Below are 25,362 nucleotides of genomic sequence, written 5' to 3' on the forward strand. Positions count from 1 at the left end.
AAACAATGACGGATACAAACAGAGTTTTTATGGTGGAAGATGACCGCAATTTTGGTACGGTCATGAAAGCCTATCTGGAGATTAATAAGTTTGAGGTAACCTGGGTGAAAGATGGCCTGCAAGCCTTTAAGCGCTTTAAAGAAGGGCAGTACGACATATGCATTCTTGATGTGATGCTTCCCAATGTGGATGGCTTTACCATTGCCCGTGAAATAAAAGAATATAACCAGGATATTCCCATTATTTTTCTAACCGCCAAGGTAATGAAGGAAGATGTGCTGGAAGGATTTAGCACAGGGGCTGATGACTATATTACCAAACCCTTTGACTCGGAAATTCTTATTTGTAAAATCAATGCCATACTAAACCGCAATAAGCGTCAGCAGACAGAAGAAATGCCTTCTGAATATACGATTGGAAACGCCACATTCAACCATGAATTCAGAACCATCACCATAGCTGGAGAGGAACAGAAACTATCACCAAAAGAGGCGGATTTATTGCTACTGCTATGTCAGACACAAAATAAGGTTCTCCCCCGAGATAAAGCACTGAAACAGGTTTGGGGCGAAACCGGCTATTTTACAACAAGAAGTATGGATGTATACATCACCAAGCTGAGAAAGTACCTTAAAGATGTTGAAGGTGTTGAGATAATAAATATTCACGGCAGTGGTTATCAACTAAGAATTGATTAATCACTTTCAAGCTGTAACTTATGCTCCACTGTATGCGTCCTACAATCATTAATCACTAAAACGCAATATGATGAAACAACTGACCATACTCATTGGCCTATTAATTTGTACGCTGGTAGCTTTTGGCCAGACCAAAAAGGTAGAAGTAGACAAAACGTTCGACAACATAACAGATGTGGAAGTGAACGTAGTATTTAGCGACGTAGTGGTGGAGGCTGCTGACGGCAATACTGTGCATGTAACAGGCTCCCTGACCTGGGACCGGGACAAAGATGAATATGAGATTGTAACACGCCAATCGGGTACTACACTATATGTAGAAGTAAAACATCCTCGTAACTCAAGAGGAAGTGCCGAAGGACAATTTTACATTACCATGCCGGCCATGACAGATGTAGATGTTAACAGTGTGAGCGGCGATATTAAAGTAAGTGGCGTGGGGCAGCGAAAAGTTAAATGCAATACCGTTTCGGGCGATATCGTAGCTGAAAAAATTGGCAGTGACATATCAGCGAATACAGTATCAGGCGACATTGCTCTGAATGGCGTTAAAGGCAATGCCAAATCCAATACGGTTTCTGGAGATGCCGAACTATCGGATATTGATGGTAATCTGAAGGGCAATTCTGTTTCAGGTGATTTCCGCATTACAAACCTGAAAGGTAATCGCGAGATAAGCACATTATCAGGAAGCGTGAGATAGAGATCCGCCATTGTAAAAAGCACAAAAAGGACTGCTCGCAGTCCTTTTTTTTATAGTTGTAATTGATGGCTCGTTTATTTATTTACACTTCCTCTACCGGAGCTTCAATTTTTCTGAATAAGGCACTTAACTGCCAGCGATACTTGAAAGCAAGTGCGCCTACAAATACCAGTGATGCAACCAGCAGAGTTCCTAATTCTTTTGATGGATCTATTTCGTGAGCCTTTAATAAAGCATCCGTTTGAAAAGCCAATCCATCAGCAGTCACAAACATGCTTATAAAAACATTATTGACAGCATGCGCTCCCATGGCCAGTTCAATACCATCATCAAATACCGAAATGAGCGCATAAACAAATCCCATAATAAAATACTGAGGCATCATTACCCAAAAGCCAAACTTCTGAATTTCTGGATTAGTGCCATGCATCAACGCAAAAAATACAGAAGGAATAATAAGTACCAATATTCGATTCTTGAAAAGGCGCCCAATGCCTTGAGCCAGATAACCTCTGAACAATATCTCTTCATAGAATGCTTGAAACGGGATAAGTAAAATGGAGACTAAAGCCAATACTATTAGCGCATTCCAGTTTAAGCGCATCTCATAATTATCAATATTCATATAATAATCAACCACCAGGGTAAAAGCCATTATCATCCCCCACAATCCAGCTCCAATAATCACACGTCGCCAGCGAATAGCTTTGGTTCCATTAATAACAGTGGCAAAAGTGCGCTGATGAAACGCTTTAAAAAGCACAACAAATAACACAAGACTGAGAATAAAAGGCAGGATAATCAAAGCCAGACCAAGTGAAGAGTTAATTCCCATAGCCGCAAAATCCATACTCTGAACAGCAGCAGTATCAATATTACCTGAGCCGGCCCATGCCAGTACTACCAACAATGGGATGGCTCCGAAGAACTGACCACCAAGGAATGAAATAAGTATTAGTAAAAGGTATTTCCACCATTCGTTTTGTCCGGTGTATGAACTTTCTAGATGCTTCATTGTATGTGTAAGATTATGTACTGCTAAAATAATTATTCTCAGCTCTTCGACCATGTCGTTTAAGGACAAGATTGATACTTTAGTCAAACAAAGACAATAAAAAAGCGCCCGAACTAACATCCGGGCGCTTGTCAATATCATTCATTCAACTAATTAAGGCATTGGCAAAATTTGCTTGCCATATACCTCAACCAATAGTGTTCCGATAGCAATGTAAAGAGCACTTGCTCCACAAATTACACCTTCGATACCTGCTATGGTATGAATCAGGTGACTACCTGTAAAGTTGGCGATAGCCAACAGTGCAAAAAGCACTACTACAGTTCCAAATAACCAAATCATGGTCTTTGTCATCTTAAGGGTAGCAATCCACAATCCAAAAGTAAATATACCCCACACAGCCAGGTAATACCCCATAGCAGTTGCTGAAGGAGCCTCGCCCAAGCCCATTTTAGGGAAAATCCAGATAAATACTAAAGAAATCCAGAATGCGCCATAAGATGTAAAAGCCATCATTCCAAACATGTTGTTCTTCTTCCACTCAAGCATACCTACAAGAATCTGAATCAGACCTCCCATCATGATACCCATACCCATAATCATGGTATCCAAACCGAATAAACCGGCATTGTGAAGGTTCAGTAGCATGGTTGTTAATCCAAAGCCGGTTAGTCCAAGAGGCGCAGGATTAGTTGTCACATCTTTTGCGATGAAAACGTTTTGTTCCATTTTTTTCTGGTTTTAAGAATAGTGTTCTGGTCCATTACCAACTGTCCCCTGAACGGCAATGCACCCTGTAATAAAATCGGCGCAAAAATAGACAAATGCCTGAATTATTAAACTATGCAACATCATACCTCGCCAAAATAAACGTTAAAAGATGTTAAGTCAGAGTCAAACATTTATACCTAAGCCGTTATTTAGGTGCATTACAGCAAAAAGCCCGGAAACAAATTGCTTCCGGGCTTAAAAAGTATGATGCTATAACATTATATCAAATCGATGCTGCGCTTAACGAATTTAGTCAGGGCCTCCCCTTTCAACATATTATTCGAAAGCAAAGCCAGGTCAATCAGCTGTGATACTAATTTGTTAGATGATGCAAACGATGATAGTTCTGCATCTTTCTTGCCGTTCAATTCGGTCAGCTTCTTGTTGATGTCTTCCATTTCATCCTTATCGGCTTGTGGAATCTCCTCATCTTTTTTCCCTTCTTTGGCTTTTTCCAGTTCAGAGCGCTTACCTTCCAGTCCTTCAATCTTATGACGGATAGACGCTACTTTTTCGCCTACTTCTTGCTCTTCCTCTTCGATGATGCGATTTACCAATGGGTGATTACCATTCACCACCAGGTTGTAGCTATCAGGCATTTCGCCATAGAAACTCATTGGGCCACCACCCAGCTGACTCATCTCTTTCATTCGGCGCATAAACTCCTGCTGCGTAATCATCACTGGCGTATCAGTCTCTTCTAATGCTTCAAAAGTTACAATGAAATTGGCCTTATCCACATTTGGCACCTGAGAGCTGAAGATGGTTGTTAAATCCTGTTTTTGTGCAGCAGACAGCTTCAACTCAGCTGCATCTGCCTTAGGTATCAGTTTTTCAGCAATATCACTATCAACACGCACAAAACGAGACTTCTCGAACTTGCTTTCCAGATGGTTCACAAAGTGACTGTCAAGCTGTCCGTCAAGTACTAAGACATCATACCCCTTATTCTTAGCCGCTTCAATAAAGCTGAACTGACCTTCAACATCAGTGGCATAAAGGTATACCAGCTGATCATCTTTATCCGTCTGGTTGTCCTTAATGATGTTAGCGTATTCGTCAAAAGTAAAGAATTTACCATCCGTATTTTTCAGAAGCGTGAACTTCTTGGCACGGTCGTAGAATTTCTCCTCTGTCAGCATACCATATTCGATGAAAATCTTCAGGTCATCCCATTTGGCTTCAAATCCGTCACGGTCTTTCTTAAAGATTTCTTCCAGACGATCCGCTACTTTTTTGGTGATGTGGCTCGAAATCTTCTTCACATTACCGTCACTCTGCAGGTATGAGCGCGATACATTTAACGGAATATCCGGTGAATCAATCACACCATGTAACAAGGTTAAGAACTCTGGCACTATTCCCTCAACCGAATCGGTTACATACACCTGGTTGCAATACAGCTGAATCTTATTCTTCTGCACTTCAACATTGTTCTTCAGCTTAGGGAAGTACAATACACCTGTCAGGTTAAATGGATAGTCTACATTCAGGTGGATGTTAAACAAAGGCTCATCGGCCATTGGGTACAAACCACGGTAAAACTTCGTGTAGTCCTCATCTTTTAATTCAGATGGTGTGCGAGTCCACAAAGGCTTAGTTTCGTTAACCACATTGTCCTTGTCGGTCTCTTCTTCCTTGCCATCTTTCCACTCCGTCTCTTTTCCGAAGATAACCTCAACAGGCAGGAAGCGACAGTATTTCTTTAACAGCTTATCAATCTCTACTTTGGTGGCATACTGCTCATTATCCTTGTCAATGTAAAGAATGATATCTGTACCTCTGTCGGCCTTTTCTACTTCTTCAAGCGTGTATTCCGGACTGCCATCGCAGCTCCATTTAACAGCTTGTGCACCATCACGGAACGATTTGGTGATGATCTCCACCTTTTCAGACACCATGAAAGATGAGTAGAAACCTAAACCGAAATGACCGATAATGGCATTGGCATCCTTCTTATATTTTTCCAGAAACTCGTTGGCACCCGAAAAAGCCACCTGGTTGATGTATTTATCAATCTCTTCAGAAGTCATCCCCACTCCACGGTCAGAGATGGTAATGGTCTTCTTTTCTTCATCAAGGATAACACGCACAGGCGCTTCGCCCATTTCACCTTTAAATTCTCCAACCGAAGCCAGTGTTTTAAGCTTCTGCGTAGCATCAACCGCGTTAGATACTAATTCGCGTAAGAAAATCTCATGATCTGAATAAAGATACTTTTTGATGATAGGGAAAATGTTCTCGGTAGTAACCCCAATATGTCCTTTTTGCATCGTTACTAATATTTATGTTTTTACATATCAATTTAACGGCTCAAAGTTATCAAAGCCTGTGCCATTCGTCAATGTGTGACAATGCGGCAGACAGTGCTGACAGCCCCTTGCAATTTTGGCAGAAGTTAATGATGTCAGATATAAAAAAAGGCCACCCTAAGGCAGCCTTCTAATCGGAAAGTAAAGATTTATATCTGCTAGTTTACAATAAACTCATCACAAAACAACCACGAAGGTTGTCCGGCACCGGGCTTGCCCTCGGGAATAAGTCCAAAATTAGAGACCTTAACTCTTATATAACGAGCCTCAACACTCATGCCCGTTGCTCCTTTAGTCACCAGGTAAACATTGTTAAGCACTTCGTTTTGTTGCGACTCATTTAGCTGAACAGGCTCGTAAGAACGACCATCTTTTGAAATAAATATCTCCACCTGTTGGGGTGCATACACCCACGAGCCACGCTTATCCAGGAAACGCATTTTTATCTCATTAATGGCAGTCAGTTCGTTTAATTCAATAACGCCCTGCATATCGTTGCCGTTGAAGCCTAAAAATGTATCATAGTCGGAAGCCCAAAGAGGTGTAAAGTTCTTGCCTTTTCCATCGCACAAAAAGCTGATTGGTGCATCGTAGGGTTTATCGGGCATCTGCTTCATGGTTACCTTTGCGCCTTTTGCTTTATTGGTAAGGGTCACAAATCGTTCGCCCATCTCCTGCTCTATCGAAGGCACCTCATATTGCTGCTTTAATTTAGCCAGCTGTGCTTTCAGCTCTTCTATCAGCGTTGCACACTCAGCATTAGCATATTGGTTATTCATTTCCTGTGGGTCGGTTTCCAAATCGTAAAACTCCCACTCGTCGGTATCAAAGTAGAAATGAATTAACTTGTAGTGACCTGTTGAGATGCCATAGTGACGCTTAACGGCGTGTATACCCGGATACTCATAATAATGGTAATAAACGGCGTCGCGCCATGCATCTGAGTTTTGCTCCAACACCGGACGCATGGATAAACCTTGCATTTCCTGTGGTGCTTCAACACCGGCATAATCAAGGAAAGTCTGCGCAAAATCCAGATTCTGTACCAGCTTGTCACATACCCATCCTTTCTTCACACCTTCCGGATAGCGTAATAGCAATGGTGTACTTAATGACTCTTCATACATAAAGCGCTTATCGAACCAGCCGTGCTCGCCCAAATAAAAGCCCTGATCTGAGGTATACACCACAATCGTATTATCGGCCAAACCATTTGCATCCAGGTAATCCAGAATCTCACCCACGCCATCATCAACCGAAGCAATGGTTGACAGGTAATCCTGCATATAGCGCTGATATTTCCAAATAGCCTTTTCTTTTCCACTCAGCTCTGCATCATAATAGGCCTGATTCTTGGCCCGATAGGCATTGTGCCAGTTGGTTTTCTGTTCGTCGCTCATACGCTCATACCAGTCGCCCCAGCCATCTCTGATAATATCATCGGTACCGGGCTTTGTCAGCTTCAGGTCGTAGCCTTCAAACATGATTTTATCGATTTCCATTTCCTGCTCCCTGGCAGCACGGCCACGGGTGGAATAGTCATCAAAGAAGTTATCCGGCACAGGAATTTCGGCCTGATCAAACTGATTGAGGTACTGCGGTGCAGGCATCCAGTTACGGTGAGGTGCTTTGTGCTGCACCATTAGGCAAAATGGTTTGTCCTCCTGTTTGATGCCTTCGAGCCACTCCAAGGCTTTATCAGTAATAATATTGGTCACATAACCGGGAATACGAACCAATCCCTGCGGCGTTCTGAAGTCCGGATTATAATATTCTCCCTGATCGGGTAATACCATCCACTGGTCGAAACCCGTAGGTTCACTCTTGAGGTGCCATTTACCAACAATGGCCGTATGATAGCCAGCCTCTTTCAAGAGTTTTGGAAAAGTGGCCTGCCCGCCATCGAAGGTCACCTCATTATTAATCAATCCGTTTTTATGACTATGCTTACCGGTTAATATTACCGCACGCGACGGGGCACAAATAGAGTTGGTGACCGTCGCATTTGTGAATAGCACGCCCTCTTTAGCCAGCCTGTCGATGTTAGGTGTTTGATTAAGGCCATGTCCATAGGCACTGATGGCCTGTTCAGCATGATCATCAGATATGATGAAGACGATATTAGGACGCTCTGTTTTGACTGCCGAACATGCAAAAGTCAGCAGTATTACAAAAGCAGCCAGTAGCTGATTGATAGAATTTTTCATCGTATTGTATTTATTGTAGCCTGTTAGTTTATTTAAACAGTAGTAACTTAATGTAGTACCAAGACATAAGATACGAGACTATTAATGCTCCCATTGGAACAAGACTTGGGTCTAGTCCCCCATCGCCTTCGGCACTTCCCCAAGGGGAAAATGCTTTGCTGTTCCACTAATTCTCCTCAATACGGCCAAGGGGACGCACTTCATGACCTTCCATTTTTTGCAGCCTGTCGCCCAGTTCGTAACGTGCCTGTTTGGCAATCGCCTCTAACTCCTCTACTACATCAGGGTGCAGGTCAATGACGTTATATGCTTCCTCAATATCATCCTGCAGGTTGTACAACTCCAGGCCGCATGGCATTTGTTTGGTCCAGCCCGGGAATCCATCCTTTCCCGGAGGGTGCTGACGATATGAGCGATACTCATGCGGGAAATAGAGCTTCCAGTCGCCTTTACGCACAGCGTGCAGTTCGCCGCCGTAGTAGGCCCAAAACTCATCACGCGGCGTTACATCTTTACCTTTTAGCAGTTTAGAGATATCCACACCATCAATCTTATTCTCGGGCAACCTGGCACCCGTTATTGCAGCTATTGTCGGCAACAAATCAATGGTCGATGCCAGCTTGTCGTTTACCTGCCTGCCTTTTATCTGTGCAGGCCATTGCATCACACAAGGCACCCGGTGGCCACCTTCCCACATCGAACCTTTCCCTTCGCGCAAGGGGTAAGCCGAACCGGCATGATTACCAAAACACATCCAGGGGCCATTATCACTTGTAAACACCACCAGTGTATTATCATCAACACCAGCGTCCTTCAGAGCCTTCATCACCTGGCCTACCGACCAGTCTATCTCCATCATCACATCACCATAGAGCCCCTGTTCACTTTTACCTTTAAACTTATCGGACACCGCCAAAGGCACATGAGGCATGGAGTGCGCCAGATACAAGAAGAATGGTTCTGCCTGGTGACGCTGAATAAACTCAACGGCCTTATGGGTATATAAAGTAGTTATTTGAGCCTGGTCGTCGAGGTTATGAATCTCCGCCACCTTTTCATTGCCTTCAAGAATAGGCAGAGGCGGATATTTCAATTTCCAATGCTTGGCAACAGTATCCTTCTCATGCACAGATATGCCATCGTAATCAACGGGCCACATATCGTTGGAGTAAGGGATGCCATAGTATTTGTCAAAGCCCTGCTGAAGCGGCAAGAATACCTTATTATGCCCTAAATGCCATTTGCCAACCATACCCGTTGCATAGCCATGCTCTTTCAGCATGTCAGCAATGGTCACCTCATCGGGATTTAAACCAATAAGCGTATCCCAGGGCATGTATGCTCCCCGCACGTTAAGGCGCTCGTTATAGCAGCCGGTAAGCAGTGCAGCACGCGAAGCACTGCATACAGCCGTGCTCACATGAAAGTTGGTAAATCGCATGCCATTTTCAGCCAGCCGGTCGATGTGCGGTGTTTCAAACTCGGTGGCCCCGTAGCATGACAGGTCGTTATAGCCCTGGTCATCAGTGAAAATAATCACCACGTTGGGCGGCCTGTTGTCCTTACAGGCAGTGAGGCTCACAAGCGTAAGCAGGAGCCAGCTAAAAACATAAGATTTGGATACTTTCATAGTATGATTACTTGTAAATGCACTGTCATACAAAAATAATCAGCTCCTGTACACCTGTTGTTTTATGCCGGTTCAGAAAAGGTCAGTCATGTTCAAAATACGCCATATCAGTAAATCGATTCAAAATAATACCGAAAACGACTCAAAACGATTGATAGAAAATCAATCTGTAATTCTGAATCGCCATAACGATGGCTCTCTGTTCTTTCGCCAATAAACACTGAGCACCACTCATTGCATACACTCCGAATCCGTTACTTTGCAACGAACTCAGCACACCATGTGCCTTAGCGCAATATTCATTGTTCAAATGGATTTCCCCCTTGGCGAAGGGGGATAGTTTGTATAGGTTTATAACAATTTAATGATGAGGGGGATTGCCTTTTAGTTAGATTGAAGGGTAATAAGAACCCATGCTATAATACCGTTTACTAATCAAAATGCGCCTTTAATGCCTTTCAGTTTTAAAGCCACTTTGATTATGTATCGGCATTTACCATTGTTGTTTTTAAAATTGCGCTTAAGGCGCATTTTAAAATACAATTGCTATAACAGGCAATAAACAGGGTTTTGCTCCCTATACAAATCCCATGGATTAAACGGGAATCACTTCAAATAGTTGTGGAGTAACATTAATTCCTAAAAAAAGCTATAGCTGTGATTAGTTAACAGGACTATGCATAGTCTTGGGCTTCAAGGAGCTTTGTCTTACCAGACGGGTTTTCTTTTTCCATATCCGAAAAAGAAACAAAAAGACTAGTCCCATTGATGCTTCCGCGCGCTCTAATAAATTATAAGCATCGCTATCAAAGTAGGATAAACCCCTTTGATGCTCTGCTAAATAATCTATTATTCACCCCTTCGCCGGCCCGCCAATGAGACAGGCCACCCCTCAACCGGAACATCCCCATAAGTAAGAAAGACTTAAAAGTATTGTTGTCGAAAACAGAAATGAAAATTGTTTTCTCAGGATTAGATTAAATTAACCTCAATCACTTTTGTCCACAAAATGTCAATTGTTCCCAAAACGCTCTTGATACTTTTCAAAAACCTTCTAGACACTTTTAAAATTGTATCTAGAGACTTTTTGATTTTCATCAAGACGCTTTTTAACCGACTACATAGCCAATGTAAAAAGCCACCATTTAATTTGTGGGTGTAATAATATTAATGATTACTATTCCTGACGAATCTGTAGTAAGAGATCTTCAATGGTCCTGAGCGCGTGCCGGCTTCCATCGGTCTGATGCAGTATGTACGCCTTATTGGCATTACTGTCTATCTCAATATTTGGGTAATTACCTTCTTCAACCGTTGTTTGGTAGCCTGTACGGTTAAGGGCATGGCTCAGCCACTTGTACTCCACTCCCTTGCCTATCACCCGGATGGTTTTCATTTGCTCGCGCTCCACCTTAAACGAGCCACTTTCGTTGTCAAACAGTATCCCTTCCTTCTCGAAGAAACGACGAAACCCATTGGCCAGCACCAAATCTTCGGGCACTCCGGCTTCCAGCTGTCGTCCTTGTGCCAATAACCATATTTTATCGGCCAGTTGCAAGGCCAAATCCAAATCGTGGGTGGACAGCAGAATCGCCCTGTTTCGTTCGCGAGCCAGTTTCTTCAGTAGCTGAACAATCTCAATCTTACTTGGCAAATCCAGAAAAGCGGTTGGCTCATCCAGAATAATCAAAGGTGTATCCTGCACCAGTGCTTTGGCAATCATCGCCTTTTGGCGTTCACCATCACTCATGCACACCAGCTGGCGATTAATAAAACCTTTCAGGCCCACATCTTCAATGGCCTGTTTTACCAGTTGCTTATCATGTTTAGAAAGCATACCAAAGAAATCGGTATAAGGTGTGCGACCTAAAGCCACCAAATCAAACACAGTCATGTTTGGAATCTGCAATCGCTCAGTGAGGACAACAGATACCACTTTAGCCAGTTCATTGCGTTTATAATCAGCCAAGGCCTTACCATTAACAGACACCTTGCCGGCCATTTTAGGAATAAAACCACTCAGTGTTTTTATCAGGGTTGACTTGCCTGCTCCATTGGGCCCCAATAAGCATGCGAACTCACCACGGTGCAGCTGCACATTAATATCCTTATGCAGCACCAGCGACTTGTTGCCACCTTGCCTGTAACCAACAGCTAAATCATTCGATTGTAACAGAACAGCATTATCCATTGGCATTCATCTTTCGGCGTTTAATAATCACTGATATCACAATTGGTGCACCTATCAGGCCCGTCACCACATTAATCGGCAAAGCCCCATCGAAGCCAGGCAAGCGGGCTATTAAGTTACAAAACAGCGCTAACACGGCACCTGCAAGTATAACAGCAGGCATCAATACCTTTTGGTCGCTGGTACGGAATAATCCCTTTGTTAGGTGAGGCACTGCCAATCCTAAGAATGCAATAGGTCCGCAAAAAGCAGTAATGGCGGCTGTCAGTATACCTGTACAAAATAATATAGCAAGCCTTGTATTGCGGATATTAATCCCCAGGTTTTCGGCATAGTTTTCGCCCAACAGAAGTACATTAAGCGGCTTTATCAATAGCAAACTCATGACCAGACCAATTAAAACAATTGGAATTAATATGAGCAGATGTTCCCAACTGACGTTTGAGAAACTACCTAAGCCCCATATCACATAGGCGTGTACATCTTCCTTGGGACTGTAAAACTTCATGACCCCAATAATAGCCGATGCGGCATAGCCTATCATTATTCCCACAATCAGCAGGATGGTATTATCGCGCAAAGCCTGCGCAAAAAACACGATGAGCAACAATATGGTAAAAGCACCCAGAAACGCAGCTCCTACCACCGTCATGTGACCGAGCAAACCATATCCACTAATGGTTACCCCCAGAATATTTCCGGCAAATAACACTACTAATGCCACCCCCAGGCCTGCCCCACTGCTGATGCCAAGAATTGATGGTCCGGCCAGTGGGTTACGAAACAAGGTCTGCATCTGCAATCCGCCAACGGCCAATCCGGCTCCAGCCAGTACTGCAGTAATCGTTTGTGGTAAGCGCGACATTAATATAATGGATGTATAGGCACTGCGTGAAGCTTTTTCGCCCAATAGTACATTTAAAATATCATCGAATGGAATGGACACGGAGCCAAAACCAATATTCGCCATAAACAACAAGAGTAGTAAGGCTACCAATAAGCCAAATCCCAATACCCACTTTACCCGGTGCTCCTCCATTACTACTTGTTTATCAGTTGAAAATAGACAGGCTCATAATCGGGTAGTAATGCAGGATGAAAGGCATGGGCCAAATCGCTTAGTACAACATGCGGCTGCAACAGGCCTTTTTCAAAATACCTGGAGTAAGATGAGTTAGTCACCACCACCTGCTTGTTTTTATAAGCATCAAAATCGGTGTAGCGCTTATCTATCGTTTCTATCTCATTATAAGTAACCTCAGTTGGGTAGTTAATAATGAGCACCCAGAAGTCGGTATGCTCAGCCTTATCTATTATTGTCTCATAATCGAGCGAAAGAGAACCCGTTCCTTCGGTATCATTGTAGATATAATTACATCCGGCATCGTTAAAGAAGTTGGCCATGTAACTCTGGCCGGCAGGTGTGTACCATATACCCTGATAGATGTGCCCGGTAAAGACAGATGGCTTATCCTCCACCCGACTCACCTTTGCTTTAACAGCTAAGTACTCCTTTTCGATGGCCTCAAACTGATGTTTTGCATTGTTTCCTTCACCCAGCAACTCACCAACAAACACGAGCCATTCGGCACGCCCCAATGGTGTATGCTCCAGGTAATCGGCATTGGTAATAACAGGAATGCCCGCACTCTCAACCGCCATAAAATGATTATCCTTAAAGGGGGAAACCATCATAAAGTCAGGCTCGATATCCACCATGATTTCAACATCAGGTGCCACGGCCAATCCTACGTTTTTAACCTGACCACTGGCAATGGCCTCTTGCAAATAGTCATCGGCAATATATTGTGGTTCTGCTACTCCTTTAATGGTGTGTTTTACCCCCAAAGCATGCGCATAATTCACCATGGTGGAAGACAGTGCTACCCATTTGCTCACCGGGTATTTTAATACAACATCATTTTGTGCTTTAAGGACTTTTAACTTCGATTCATCTCTCACCAAAGCAATGGTTTCGGTTTTAGTCGAATCGCCCCATGGGTCGTTCAACACAATCTGACTATATCCATCAAAGTAATTGATGACAAAGCCTTTGGCATAATGTGGGATATAAGTACTATCAGGTTCTGCAACGCTTGATTGCTTACTATTGCTGCTGGTTCGTGCTGTGCAGGACCACATGAGTGCTGCAACTATAGCTATGGATATGAAAGTTCTAATCATCTCTTTTTCTCCGAAAGAATTCTGAATAAATAGCATTACCAGACAGGTTTTCCGGCTCTCTTTCTTTGCTTCCCCTTCCCATCCATTCAAAGACAGTGGTTATTGAAACAAAGCTCCTGTTGCAGGCACAGATTACGGCTGCGGGAACAGCTCAGGTATTTAACCTGATTCCCTTTCTGAATAATGTGCAAAAATAGTGTTTTATGCTGACAAGCCTTTAAAATAGTGCATTTATTATCGCGCACCGGGCGGATACATAAGCCAAAACTTAAACCATCGAGTACGATAGATAATGATAATCGCGGTTATACCTCATCATTTGCTCAATAAAGTTTTCATCGTATGAAACAGTGATATCAACCACCTCCCCTTTATTATTCAATAGAGGCTCCAGCTTTGGATTGACAAAACCGGAGTAAGGGGCAACGTGCAGTTCGGCATAACGATTAAGCACTTCCTCATGTAATGGCTTATCAACCTTTACACCATATGTTTCAACCAATTTACGCGCAGCTTCATAATCACCCTGCGATTTAATGCGTTGCACCTCTCTCAACAGTTGACCAAACAATTGCCTTAGCTTTTCATAGTTATTAACCTGGTAGTAGGTTTTATTATTACGCGAGTGCTGTTTTATTACCTCTTCTGCCTGACCATGCTCCAACACCCATTTAGCAATCAACTGACGGTTACGCATGTGTGCCTGCTCAATATTGGATCCTTTATTGATGCGAGCTAATTGCACCATCAAACCATTCCTGATATAGGAATTATATTGCGCTTTGGCCACATCCATATTTGGCACAAGGTCCAACTCCATCATTTTTTCATCGGCCATAAAATACAAGCCAAACAGATCAGCGCGCGCCTCTTCAATAACCGAACCATATGCTTTTAAGTCATCGGAACGCACACCCGGCTCCAACTTTCCAGAACCATGACCAACACATTCGTGCAAATGTGTATGCAAATGATCGGCCAATGCACCATACTTCTTATGAAGTTCAATTTCCTCCTTTGTACAGGCAAATTCTTCGATTACTCCCGATGTCAATGAAGCCATCTCATAAGCTTCACTAATGTTGTTGAGTGATACCGACTTGGAGCCATGCACCTCTCTAATCCACTCAGCATTGGGCAGATTAATACCCAATGGCGATGCCGGGTAACAATCACCACCAAGCATAATGGCATTAATCACCTTCATACTTACGCCACTCACCTGCTCTTTGCGATGATTATCCATCACTGGCGAATGATCTTCAAACCACTGCGCATTGGCACTTATTACAGATGCCTTGTCTGTTTCCTCTTTATCAGTGATATTAACGAGGCTCTCCCAGGTAGCTTTAAAACCCAAAGAGTCGCCATACACTTCAATAAAGCCATTTATAAAATCAACTTCTCCGCTCTGCTCTTTGAGCCATTCAATGCTGTAGTTATCAAACAGCTTTAGGTCGCCTGTAGTATAGAAGTCGCACAACAACTTAATCACTTTTTGCTGTTGCTGATTTTCACATACTTCAGCGGCTTTATTCAAGTAATGAACTATCCGCTCTATTGCGGCAGAATATTTACCATTAATGCACCAAACTTCCTCCTTTATCTCATTCCCGTGTTTTATCAGGCGCGAATTCAGTCCGTGTGAAACGGGCTGAGCATCGTTCTTATCTATTACCTGCTTGTAAAAGTTCTCAGCCTCATCCTGTGTCAGGTTTTTGTAAAAATTATTGGCCGAGTGCAGAATAAGGTCTTTATCGTCATCCTGACACACACGCTTGGCCATTGCCTGCTCATTAAACAGCAACAGCTCCAGCTTTTCGAATAGCTCTGTATGGGAACTACATCTCAAATGTTCCAGCTGCTGAACAGATAGCTTTTCCACCCATGTTTTTAGCTTCATTGGGCTAAATTGAGGAACAAGCTTATCGGTGCTATAATGATGATGCATTCCATTGGAGAATAACACCCTTTTGTAATATATCTCTAAATAAGTGTATTCATCATCAGTCTTGTCGACTGAATAATAAAGCACATCCAAACAATCTCTTAGCCAAAGATTATATTCGTTATGCTGATCCCAAATGATATCGCGACCAGCCAAAGCGGCTTCTGACAGATAATAGATATACAATTTCTTTTGCAAATCTAAATCATCGAAACCGGGTATTCTGTAGCGAAGGATACGCAGGTCGGCAAATTGCTCCACCTGGTATTGAAAATTATTGCTTGCCATTACATTTTATATTTTAACTATTGTCGCTTGGGGTTACGCAAGTCAATATCTTTTTTCAGTTCCCAAACTCCCTTACTAAATTTAAATGCATTGTATGAAAAATCGGGTCCATAATATTGGTAAACGCCTCTAAACATCGGATCCGCCGGTTCGAGGTTATCAAAAACAATCATCTTTTGATTGGTATCGTAACGCAGCATCATAGTAGCTTTTGCCGAATACTCAAATACAATTCTGTTACGCGTTAACCTATCGGTTTTAAATATCGGAGCGCCAAAACGAATCCGGTTATTCTGAACAATTAAGACATCCAAAACGCGTCTTTTCATAAACTCATCGTGCCCTTTGTAGCCAATAAGCGTATAATAGGTTTGATTGCCACTCTGATTTTCAATTATGTCGAGATAAAGCGCTCCGTACCATTTTTTATCTGATAAAGTAGAGCGTTCAGGTGATTTTATTTTGTCCGATGTATCAATTAAAGGTTTAACAATTATGCTTTCATCGTTAATAATAACAGCTCCATAGAAATGTTGCTTAAAATCTTTCTTTTGGATGTTGTAAGTACACACCTTCACACGCCCATCTTTTGAATGTAAGGTTTTCATGCGTTTCAGTTGTGAAAATCCATTTTCATAGTACTCCTTATCAGTCCATAAGCGCATGAGCCGTTTCTCAATAATGTTATTGAGAGAATCCTTTTGCGTATCTTCGGTCAACATTTGCAAATGTTCAAACAAACCTTTGGTTACCAAATCCGATGCATTGATTAGTTGCTTCTTTCCTCGATGTATGGAAACACTGTAGATGTCTTCCTGCTTTTGTGCGATATTAATGATTAACGAGACATTACTTTTTGCCTCAGTTATTTGCACTTCCTCACTATAGCTCCAGGTTTTTCCAGCATAATTAACCAACCATTCTAATTGATATACTCCACTGTAAGTATTTGTACCAAAAGCTACAACTACCATCTCCAGATCCTCTGATTTGACCACTTGTAACTTCTTCGTATGACGCATTATCTCGTTAAGCTCAGTATCCGATTTCCAAATACTGTGAAGTGCTTTATTGAGTTCCTGCAACTCAAATCGTTTGTTGTTAGGATCCAATTTAACTTCCAATGCGTTCAGCCGTTCTGCCCACTCTTTTGATTCTTGAGCAAATAGATTGATCGAAAACATTATTAATACCAGTAGTGAGAATTGTCTAATCATCGTGCTGTTTTTGATTAACTACACAAATTTAAAAATAAATGATGACTAGCTATGGCAATAAAAAAGGCAGCCATACGACTGCCTTCATAAAATATTTCTTTATTGCCTTAGTCCCAGTTAAGAAGCACTTTTCCGCAATTACCTTCTTCCATTACATCAAAACCTTTCTGGAAATCGTTGATGCTATACTGATGTGTAATAATTGGTGACAAGTCAAGTCCAGACATCAACATTTGTTCCATGTGATACCAGGTTTCATACATTTCGCGACCGTAAATACCTTTCAATGTGAGCCCTTTGAATATAATTCTGTTCCAATCAACCTGTGTAGTAGATGGTAAAATCCCTAACAATGAAATCTTTCCTGAATTATACATGTGCTCAACCAGTTGATTAAATGCTGCAGGCGCACCTGAACACTCCAAACCAATATCAAAACCAATCATTCCCAGGTCATCCATTACATCACGAAGGTTCTCAGTAATTGGATTAACTACACGGGTAGCTCCCATCTTACGGGCTAATTCAGCTCTGAATTCATTTGTTTCGGTAGCTACTACATAACGTGCTCCGGCAAACTTAGCCACAGCAACAGCCATACTGCCGATTAGGCCTGAACCAGTTATTAAAACATCTTCGCCAATTAATGGAAATGATAAAGCTGTGTGTGTAGCATTACCAAATGGATCCATAATTGCCAGAACCTCATCTGGAATAGATGCATTGATCTTCATCACATTGGCTGAAGGCACCTTTACATATTCAGCAAATGAACCATCGATATTAACACCAATGCCTACAGTTTTTTCGCAGATATGCTGACGGCCCCGACGACAGTTTCGACAATGACCACATGCGATATGGCCTTCACCGGTTACGCGATCACCCTCTTTAAACTCAGTCACTTCGCTACCTAACTTTGCCACATGGCCCACATACTCATGACCAATGGTCATGCCTACAGGAATGGTGTTTTGAGCCCATTCATCCCACTTATAAATGTGCAGATCTGTTCCACAAATGGCCGACTTAGACACCTTGATTAATACATCATTAGGTCCAATTTCGGGAATCTTCACTTCTTCTAACCAAATACCTTTTTCGGCTTTTGATTTTACAAGTGCTTTCATCGTTGTCATTGTCTTATTTTTTAGCGTGTAATTATATTCCTATCTATTTTTAATCTAAATAACAAATGTGCAAAAGGTATTTGAATTGCACCTATGATTATTATCAGATTTGTAAAATAAATAAAGGCCGGCACGTTTGCCAGCCTTTTGGAACGATTATTTTAGGTTTAGTTATTTAGCCCACCAAAGAGTAGTCGCTTGTAAGTCCACTCCTTGACGCTCAAGAGCCTCTTCCAAGTTATCTCCATTAGTTGTATATGCATTAGTACCATAACGCATTCTTTGCGGATATTTTCCATTAAGATCTCCCATTCCATAAATATCAGGATCATCAACACCTGCAGCTAGCTCAGTCGGAAAGCCTGTATCGCGAACAATTGCCCATGCTTCAAAACCTTCTGTATAATTAATTAACCAACGCTGTATAGCGATCATCTCTTCATCATTAGCCCCAGTTAGGTTGGCCATTGGTGAGTCTGCCAAAAATGTTGTAATATCATCAGGAGCAACACCCCAAAGCAACATAGCCTGCTCCAATCCACTACGATACAAAGCATTAGCATCTCCAGTCACAAATCCTTTAACTACAGCTTCCGCTCGCATAAAATATGCATCAGCAGACGACACAACTACTTCAGGTGCAATTGGTACTGACTCATTTTTAGGTGCGACAATATAGTCAGCCGGCATACTATAAAACTCCCTTCGATTATAATCATACATTTCACCATTCAAGCGAGGAGGTTGGCCAATGTAATACGTATCTACATCTATGGTAACAACTGTTTCTCCATTTTCATTTGTACTTGTGGTATAAACTGCACCAGCTTCATCAAGATTTGCGAGAATAAAATCTCTTCGTTTTGCATATAAAGCATCATCATCTGATTCTGGCTGAGGTATTGTTATCTCACCACCAGGAGCTGGCTTGGCATATTTTTCTAAGCGAGGATCAGCATTATCTTGCAAATAATTAATAACATACTTGCTTACAGTCCATTTTGAACCATATCCACCAAAGTTATGCCAAACATCACCATATGCCGCACTATTCCATTGGCTAATTACATTATCCTTTGGCAACAAAGCATTGTCTTCAAAATCTTCCAAAAAGGAACCTCCCATAGCCTCAGTGATAGCAGGTGAGGAAAAATTATCACCTTCAGCACCATTTGCCCTTAATGCAAGACGTAATTTTAATGTGTTAGCAAGGGCCTTCCACTTTTGAAGGTCGCCTCCAAAGAATAAATCATTTTCACCAAGATCTTCATTTAATTCACCAGTAGTAGTTGCACTACCAATTGTTTCAATAGCTAGAGTCAGATCAGTGATCATTCCTGAATAAATATCTTTCTGCGTATCAAACTTTGGAAGTAATACATCTAAACTACCTGTTTCACTATAGGGTATTTCTCCAAAAGTATCTGTAAAATACATAAAGTAAAGACTACGCATAACCAAACCAACAGCATATGCTAATGGATTCTCTCTATCACCTCCTTCTCCAGTAATTTGGAGATAGGTAACCAGAGTGCCCGTATAGCCTTCAAAATAATCCCAAGTAGCATTAGTATAGCCTCCACTATAACTATAACCTAGAGCATCACTCCACCAAGAACCATTAAAACCGAAACAAAACTGACCGGCATAACGATCTGCATGTATCAATTGACCACGCCAATATGGATAGCGATTTGGTGCGATTAAATTTACTTGAGCCTTAGTGATAAAATATTTCGCTTCAATATTTTCGCCTGTTATAGCTGAAGGATCCTGATTAAATTCTTCAAACTTATCAGTACAAGCACCCACTAAGCTCAATAATAATGCAATTATTAATAAATTATATACTTTCATAATTCAACTCTTTAAAATTAGAACTTAAGGTTAACATTAAATCCAATGCTCCGTGCTGAAGGAAGCGGATTGTAAAGAATACCCTGAGAGAAATTACCTGTACTATAACTCATTTCAGGATCAAAGTTCGGCGAGTCTTTATAAATAAAGAATAGGTTACGCGCTATTACGCCGACAGATACACTTTTCAAAAATGTGTCATCAATTATTGACTGAGGTAAACGATATGTCAATGACATTTCACGTAAACGCACGTTAGTCTGACTGTACACATAAGGAGCTCCTAAACCAGAAACAGCACCCCAATATTGTTCAGCAGTTATTGAAGTTTCATTTGGCACATAAATAGGATTTCCACTTCCATCTTCCCCATTCTGAACAACAGCATCCAATACTACATCACCATCTCTATATTTTAAAGAACGATCTGAAACACCATTTGCATCTAACGCAGCATCAGTACCCGAGTAAAACTCTCCTCCAAATCTAGCATCAATCAAAAACCTAAACGTAAACGTTTTAAAATCAATAGTATTAGTCAGACCTGCTAAAGCATCTGGCTGATAGTTACCCAATAGCTTTGCTTCACTATCAGTTGGAACACCATCCGAATTAACAATCATCCTTCCATCTTCTGTTCTAGCGTAGTCCGTTCCCCATATCTCACCAAATCCTCCTCCAACAGTACCCTGCACAAAGATATTTCCACTATTAGTTTGTCCAAATGCAAATGTTTCGGTACCTGCTATTAATGAATTTAATTTATTGTCATTCTGAGAATAATTCAATGCAACATCCCAAGTTAAATTTGAGGTCTTTATAGGGGTACCACCAAGTAATATTTCGAAACCAGTATTTTGAATTTCTCCTACGTTATCAATTACTTTTGAGTAACCTGTTGCAGCTGCTACCGGCACAGGAAAAATCAAATCAGTAGACTTTATATCATAAAATGTAAAATCTGTATAAATACGATTTTTTAAGAAGCGCAATTCAGCACCAGCCTCTATTGAAGTTATTGATTCGGGCTTTAAATTTTCATTATTTTTGGTACTGCTTCTACTCATGGTTGTACGTCCTAGATATGAATCAGTAGCTGAATCAATGGTATAAACATCAACTAGTCTGAAAGGATCGGTATCATTACCAACCTCTGCCCAACTAACTCTCAACTTGGCAAAATCAAGTATTCCGCCTCCTAAATCCAGTGCTTCATGTAACAGTACTGAGGTACTAACAGAAGGATAGAAGAAGGACCAGTTATCCTTAGGAAGAGAAGAGGACCAGTCATTTCGTCCAGTAACATCTAAATACAACCATCTATCAAATGAAATAGAAGCGGTCGCATATAGCGAGTTCACGGTGCGCTTTTTTAATGGTGCATATCCTGTAAAAACTTGCTCAGCAATATCTACAGGAGGGCCATCAGGTATTCTATAATCTTCGCCATTTATGCGGAAGAACGCTTCTCCCCTATACATATGATTACCACCAAATGAAGCACTTAAATTTATACGATCACTTATATCTTTATTAAATAAGAATAAGAAATCAGCATTGGTTTCTGTTGTTTTAAACTGCCTAAAGTTAAATCTCCCTTGTGGATAGAACCAATGACCATAGCCTTCTTCTGTTTCAATATTATGATTTGTAAAATCTGTACCTATTCTAACGAAAGCTGAAAGCCAGGCGTTGAAATCATATTGTATTTTAACAAATCCATTAAAACGATTCTTCCAGTCTTCTTTTCTATTTTGATATTGTGTAAAATAGGCGTTAGCTCCTAATGTATTGTATGAATTTGCCATTCCAAACTCATCAACCTGATTAGCTTTTAAATCATTTATAATCAAGTTACGAGGAATTGAATACACATCTCCCATAACACCCTCAGTACCTAGTGTTGGTCTATTTTCACCATATTGGTAAAAATATGTTGCTTTTGCATCAAGTGTTAACTTATCAGCCATCTTAGCGAAACCACGCAAATTAAAATTATGACGAGTTAAATCAGAATTAGGCAACATGGATTGAGCATCAGTGTTGGTATAGGAGAATCTCACATTAGCATCTTCATTACCAGCATCTAATGCCACAGAAGTAATTACAGTTGTCCCTGTTTCCAAGAAATCTTTAACATTATCAGGTTGCGCAGTATATGGTTTATTTTCGTCAGTCCAATAAAGCTTGCTTGAACCATCCATTACTGCTCCCCATGAACCTCCAGCTTGCTTTAAGTCTTCAATATTATCAGGCACAAACCCTTGCTTGCCTTGTCCATATTGATTTTGGTATTCTGGAAGTATCATTGGTGTATCAAAAGTTAAACTAGAAGAAACAGTAACTCCAAGGCCTTTCGTTGTAGAACCTTTTTTAGTAGTAATTAATATAACACCATTTGCGGCCCTTGAACCATAGAGTGCTGCAGCATTAGGACCTTTTAAAACGGTCATTGACGCAATATCGTCTGGATTTAGATCTGATATACCGTTACCATAATCGGTTTTGGAATAGGCCCCTGTATCATCACTAGCCGAAGAACCTTGTGCACTATTATCCATTGGTACTCCATCCACTACATACAATGGCTGGTTGTTTCCTGTAATAGAGTTATTACCACGAATTGTAACCTTTGAACTACTGCCTGGACCAAAAGCACCCTGAGTAATATTTACTCCAGCAACTTTACCTGCTAGTGAATTCATAACGTTAACATCTTTGACTGTAGATATTTCGTCACCACCTACCTCAGTAACGGTATATCCAAGAGCTTTCTTTTCTCTAGTTAATCCCAAGGCTGTTACAACCACCTCATCCATACCAATTACATCAGATACCATGGCAACACTAATTGTAGTAGTATTCGCAGCTACCTCTTGAGTATCCATTCCAACAAATGAGAATACAATAACAGCACCTTGCGGTACAGTAATGTTATAGTTACCATCAATATCGGTAATGGTACCATTTGTTGTACCTTTTTGCACAACAGAAACACCCGGAATAGGCTGTCCGTCTTCTGAACTAGTTACTGTTCCAGTAACTGTTAGGTCCTGAGCGTATAAAAACGCTCCAAACATGAGTGTTGGAATAAGCAACAAACATCTTTTAAACCAACTTACATTTCTTTTCATACGTGTGATTTTTAGGTTACTATTTGACCCAGAGCGTTACAAAATGTTAACACCTCAGGTTTCCCTTAAAGCTGAATCGACCGATTCCAGCTAGTTTACTCAGTTAATTACAACAGGTTAAGACCACATCAATGTAAGTAGTTATTAAAAGAACTTCAAGTCTGTTTTTACATTATTTTACAATTGGGAACATATTTAATCACTTAAAAACATATCTACACCCAGATATATTATACAAAAGGAGCCCTGCCTAAGCAGAGCTCCTTCAATTAATCGCACTTATATAATAGTTTGGTTTTAGAGACTTATTAATAAGTTTAGTAGTTAGCCCACCAAACTTTGTTCATCATGTCTTTATTTTCAGCGGGTACATTATCATTAATGGCCACTTCGCTTTCAGGTACGCGCATTCGCTGTGGCAATTGAAAGTTTGTACTTCCTTGTGCGTACTTTTCAATCGTACGATTTTCGGTACTTCCATCAGGATTAACCCATGTTCCCGTAATTTTCCTGTCCTTGTCAATGTAGGCAAACTCAGGATGACCAGTACGACGTAAAACCGAATAAGCCTGATGCGGTACTGTATATGCAGACACCCAACGCTCCGTTGCAATGATAGCTTCTTTCTCGTCAGCATCACCACTATTAAATTTAGATACCACATCATCGGCAAAGCTACCAACTTCAGCTCCCCAGCGCTCACAGCTTGCTTCCAGTCCCTCTTTCAACAGGTCGGCATCTGACTTACCATAGGTCACTAAACCTCTATTAACTGCCTCAGCAAGAGCCAAACACACTTCGGCATAATCTAAACTAACTGGATTCCAAGTACCACCATCATACCATATTGATGGGTGCATCCAAGAATAGTTATGTACATCACCCTCATCATCATCATTTTGAATATTGGTGATAACACCTTCTTTTAAGAAGAACTCGGCGCGAGCTGGACGACCTTTATGTTCTGCTTCGCCATCACCTTTAGGACGCATAAAATACTTGTCCAATCTTGGATCATATATACCTGAAACAGCGTTAATATCTTCAGAAGCCGAACCTCCATCTTTCACTTCAGCAGCATATAATGCGCTACCTTTCATTACTTCTACAATTTCGCGTGCTGGAATGAATGCACCTGGACCAGGTCCCCACTCCATAACAAAACCATCCCATGAGTAAGAACCGTTTGGCATTGCTCCTGGCCATGTTTTGAAGAATCCATAGTATTGATTATGAAGGTCGGTGGAAGATTTTGTACGCTCAACCATCACATTATCACCATTGCCTTCCAGCAGTGGATACTTAACAATATCAGCAAGTATCGCTTTGGCACCTTCACTATCAACATTTGAACGTCGCAATGCCATTCGCAACCGTAAAGAGTTGGCAAACTTTCTCCATTTGCTTACATTTCCTTTGTAAACCAGATCGTACTTTGACATGGTTCCGATAGTCACATCATCAGCAAAGTTTTCTTCTACAACCATCTTTAATTTAGCTTCAATATCATCATAGATAGCTTTTTGAGCATCAAACTTTGGAGTTGGAATATCAATATTACCATGTTCTGAGTATGGCGTATCACCAAATAGATCGGTTATTTTCAGAAATTGGAAAGATCGTAGCACATGACAAATTCCGGTAAATTCTTTTGCATATGGTGCTTCAGGATTTTGCTCATAATAGTTTAAAAGCACATTTGTATTAGCAAATAAAGCCCCTCCATAACCATTTACAAATGATGATGAATTATATGAATCCCATGCTGCAGCTGTCCAGCCTTCGTGGTAATTATATGAATCACCTGGTGCCCACCAGCCTCCTTTATAACCACCATCAACATGACCTGCAAATCGCTCGGCATGTAAAACTACCCCTCGCCAGAACTCAAATCTATCTTCATGAAATGCTTTTCGCATAGAACTTGCCAGTACAGCTTCTGTGGCAGGGTTATCTGCTGAAGGTGAGTTTGGGTTTGTGTTCATTTTATCAAAGTCATCAGTACAACTGATACTTGCTAAAGCAACCAAACCAACTAAAATATATTTATTAAATATCTTCATCTGTTTTCAATTTA

Annotated in this window: 16 protein-coding genes and 1 riboswitch; of the genes, 2 read left to right on the plus strand and 14 right to left on the minus strand. The window is 41.2% G+C overall.

The window, feature by feature from the left end; translation table 11 throughout:
- Positions 1 to 5 precede the first annotated feature (5 nt).
- Together KDU71_RS04735 and KDU71_RS04740 are read left to right on the plus strand one after the other, a co-directional pair.
- Entirely contained in the window at positions 6 to 698 is a 693-nt protein-coding gene (locus KDU71_RS04735; RefSeq protein WP_212188762.1) for a response regulator transcription factor, read from the plus strand.
- A gap of 67 nt (positions 699 to 765) precedes the next feature.
- The gene (locus KDU71_RS04740; protein WP_212188763.1) at positions 766 to 1,401 is read left to right on the plus strand and encodes a DUF4097 family beta strand repeat-containing protein; all 636 of its coding nucleotides are present in this window, start codon (positions 766 to 768) and stop codon (positions 1,399 to 1,401) included.
- 82 nt (positions 1,402 to 1,483) lie between these two features.
- Here the strand turns inward: KDU71_RS04740 and KDU71_RS04745 are convergent, their stop codons facing one another.
- The 14 genes from KDU71_RS04745 to KDU71_RS04810 form a co-directional block, all read right to left on the minus strand.
- Positions 1,484 to 2,416, minus strand: coding sequence for a CPBP family intramembrane glutamic endopeptidase (locus KDU71_RS04745; protein WP_212188764.1), 933 nt, complete (start codon positions 2,414 to 2,416; stop codon positions 1,484 to 1,486).
- 153 nt (positions 2,417 to 2,569) lie between these two features.
- Positions 2,570 to 3,145, minus strand: a complete 576-nt coding sequence (locus KDU71_RS04750; protein WP_212188765.1) for an acetate uptake transporter — start codon at positions 3,143 to 3,145, stop codon at positions 2,570 to 2,572.
- Positions 3,146 to 3,405: 260 nt separating this feature from the next.
- Positions 3,406 to 5,460 carry a molecular chaperone HtpG gene (gene htpG / locus KDU71_RS04755; protein ID WP_212188766.1) on the minus strand — a complete coding sequence of 685 codons (2,055 nt, stop codon included), beginning with the start codon at positions 5,458 to 5,460 and terminating at the stop codon, positions 3,406 to 3,408.
- Between the two features lie 197 nt (positions 5,461 to 5,657).
- Entirely contained in the window at positions 5,658 to 7,706 is a 2,049-nt protein-coding gene (locus KDU71_RS04760; RefSeq protein WP_212188767.1) for a sulfatase family protein, read from the minus strand.
- A gap of 166 nt (positions 7,707 to 7,872) precedes the next feature.
- The gene (locus KDU71_RS04765) at positions 7,873 to 9,336 is read right to left on the minus strand and encodes a sulfatase family protein (RefSeq protein ID WP_212188768.1); all 1,464 of its coding nucleotides are present in this window, start codon (positions 9,334 to 9,336) and stop codon (positions 7,873 to 7,875) included.
- A 1,177-nt stretch (positions 9,337 to 10,513) separates the two neighbouring features.
- On the minus strand, positions 10,514 to 11,527 hold the full coding sequence (locus KDU71_RS04770) for an ABC transporter ATP-binding protein (protein WP_244828192.1): 1,014 nt from the start codon (positions 11,525 to 11,527) through the stop codon (positions 10,514 to 10,516).
- The gene (locus tag KDU71_RS04775) at positions 11,520 to 12,566 is read right to left on the minus strand and encodes an iron ABC transporter permease (RefSeq protein WP_212188770.1); all 1,047 of its coding nucleotides are present in this window, start codon (positions 12,564 to 12,566) and stop codon (positions 11,520 to 11,522) included. Before KDU71_RS04775 ends, KDU71_RS04770 begins: the two co-directional genes overlap by 8 nt.
- 2 nt (positions 12,567 to 12,568) lie before the next feature.
- Positions 12,569 to 13,747, minus strand: coding sequence for an ABC transporter substrate-binding protein (locus KDU71_RS04780; RefSeq protein ID WP_212188771.1), 1,179 nt, complete (start codon positions 13,745 to 13,747; stop codon positions 12,569 to 12,571).
- Positions 13,736 to 13,936: riboswitch (cobalamin riboswitch) on the minus strand. It overlaps the preceding gene by 12 nt.
- Positions 13,937 to 13,979: 43 nt before the next feature.
- Positions 13,980 to 15,947: a dipeptidyl-peptidase 3 family protein gene (locus KDU71_RS04785; RefSeq protein ID WP_212188772.1), complete on the minus strand. Its 1,968-nt coding sequence runs from the start codon at positions 15,945 to 15,947 to the stop codon at positions 13,980 to 13,982.
- Positions 15,948 to 15,964: 17 nt separating this feature from the next.
- Positions 15,965 to 17,164, minus strand: a complete 1,200-nt coding sequence (locus tag KDU71_RS04790) for a hypothetical protein (protein WP_212188773.1) — start codon at positions 17,162 to 17,164, stop codon at positions 15,965 to 15,967.
- Positions 17,165 to 17,271: 107 nt separating this feature from the next.
- Positions 17,272 to 18,303 carry an L-threonine 3-dehydrogenase gene (tdh, locus tag KDU71_RS04795; protein WP_244828194.1) on the minus strand — a complete coding sequence of 344 codons (1,032 nt, stop codon included), beginning with the start codon at positions 18,301 to 18,303 and terminating at the stop codon, positions 17,272 to 17,274.
- Between the two features lie 162 nt (positions 18,304 to 18,465).
- Positions 18,466 to 20,151, minus strand: a complete 1,686-nt coding sequence (locus KDU71_RS04800; RefSeq protein ID WP_212188774.1) for a SusD/RagB family nutrient-binding outer membrane lipoprotein — start codon at positions 20,149 to 20,151, stop codon at positions 18,466 to 18,468.
- A gap of 17 nt (positions 20,152 to 20,168) precedes the next feature.
- Positions 20,169 to 23,285: a SusC/RagA family TonB-linked outer membrane protein gene (locus KDU71_RS04805; protein ID WP_212188775.1), complete on the minus strand. Its 3,117-nt coding sequence runs from the start codon at positions 23,283 to 23,285 to the stop codon at positions 20,169 to 20,171.
- A 317-nt stretch (positions 23,286 to 23,602) separates the two neighbouring features.
- Positions 23,603 to 25,348, minus strand: coding sequence for a SusD/RagB family nutrient-binding outer membrane lipoprotein (locus tag KDU71_RS04810; RefSeq protein ID WP_212188776.1), 1,746 nt, complete (start codon positions 25,346 to 25,348; stop codon positions 23,603 to 23,605).
- Positions 25,349 to 25,362: the final 14 nt, after the last annotated feature.

Origin of the sequence: Carboxylicivirga sediminis (assembly GCF_018156225.1) — a bacterium.
Taxonomy (GTDB): domain Bacteria; phylum Bacteroidota; class Bacteroidia; order Bacteroidales; family Marinilabiliaceae; genus Carboxylicivirga; species Carboxylicivirga sediminis.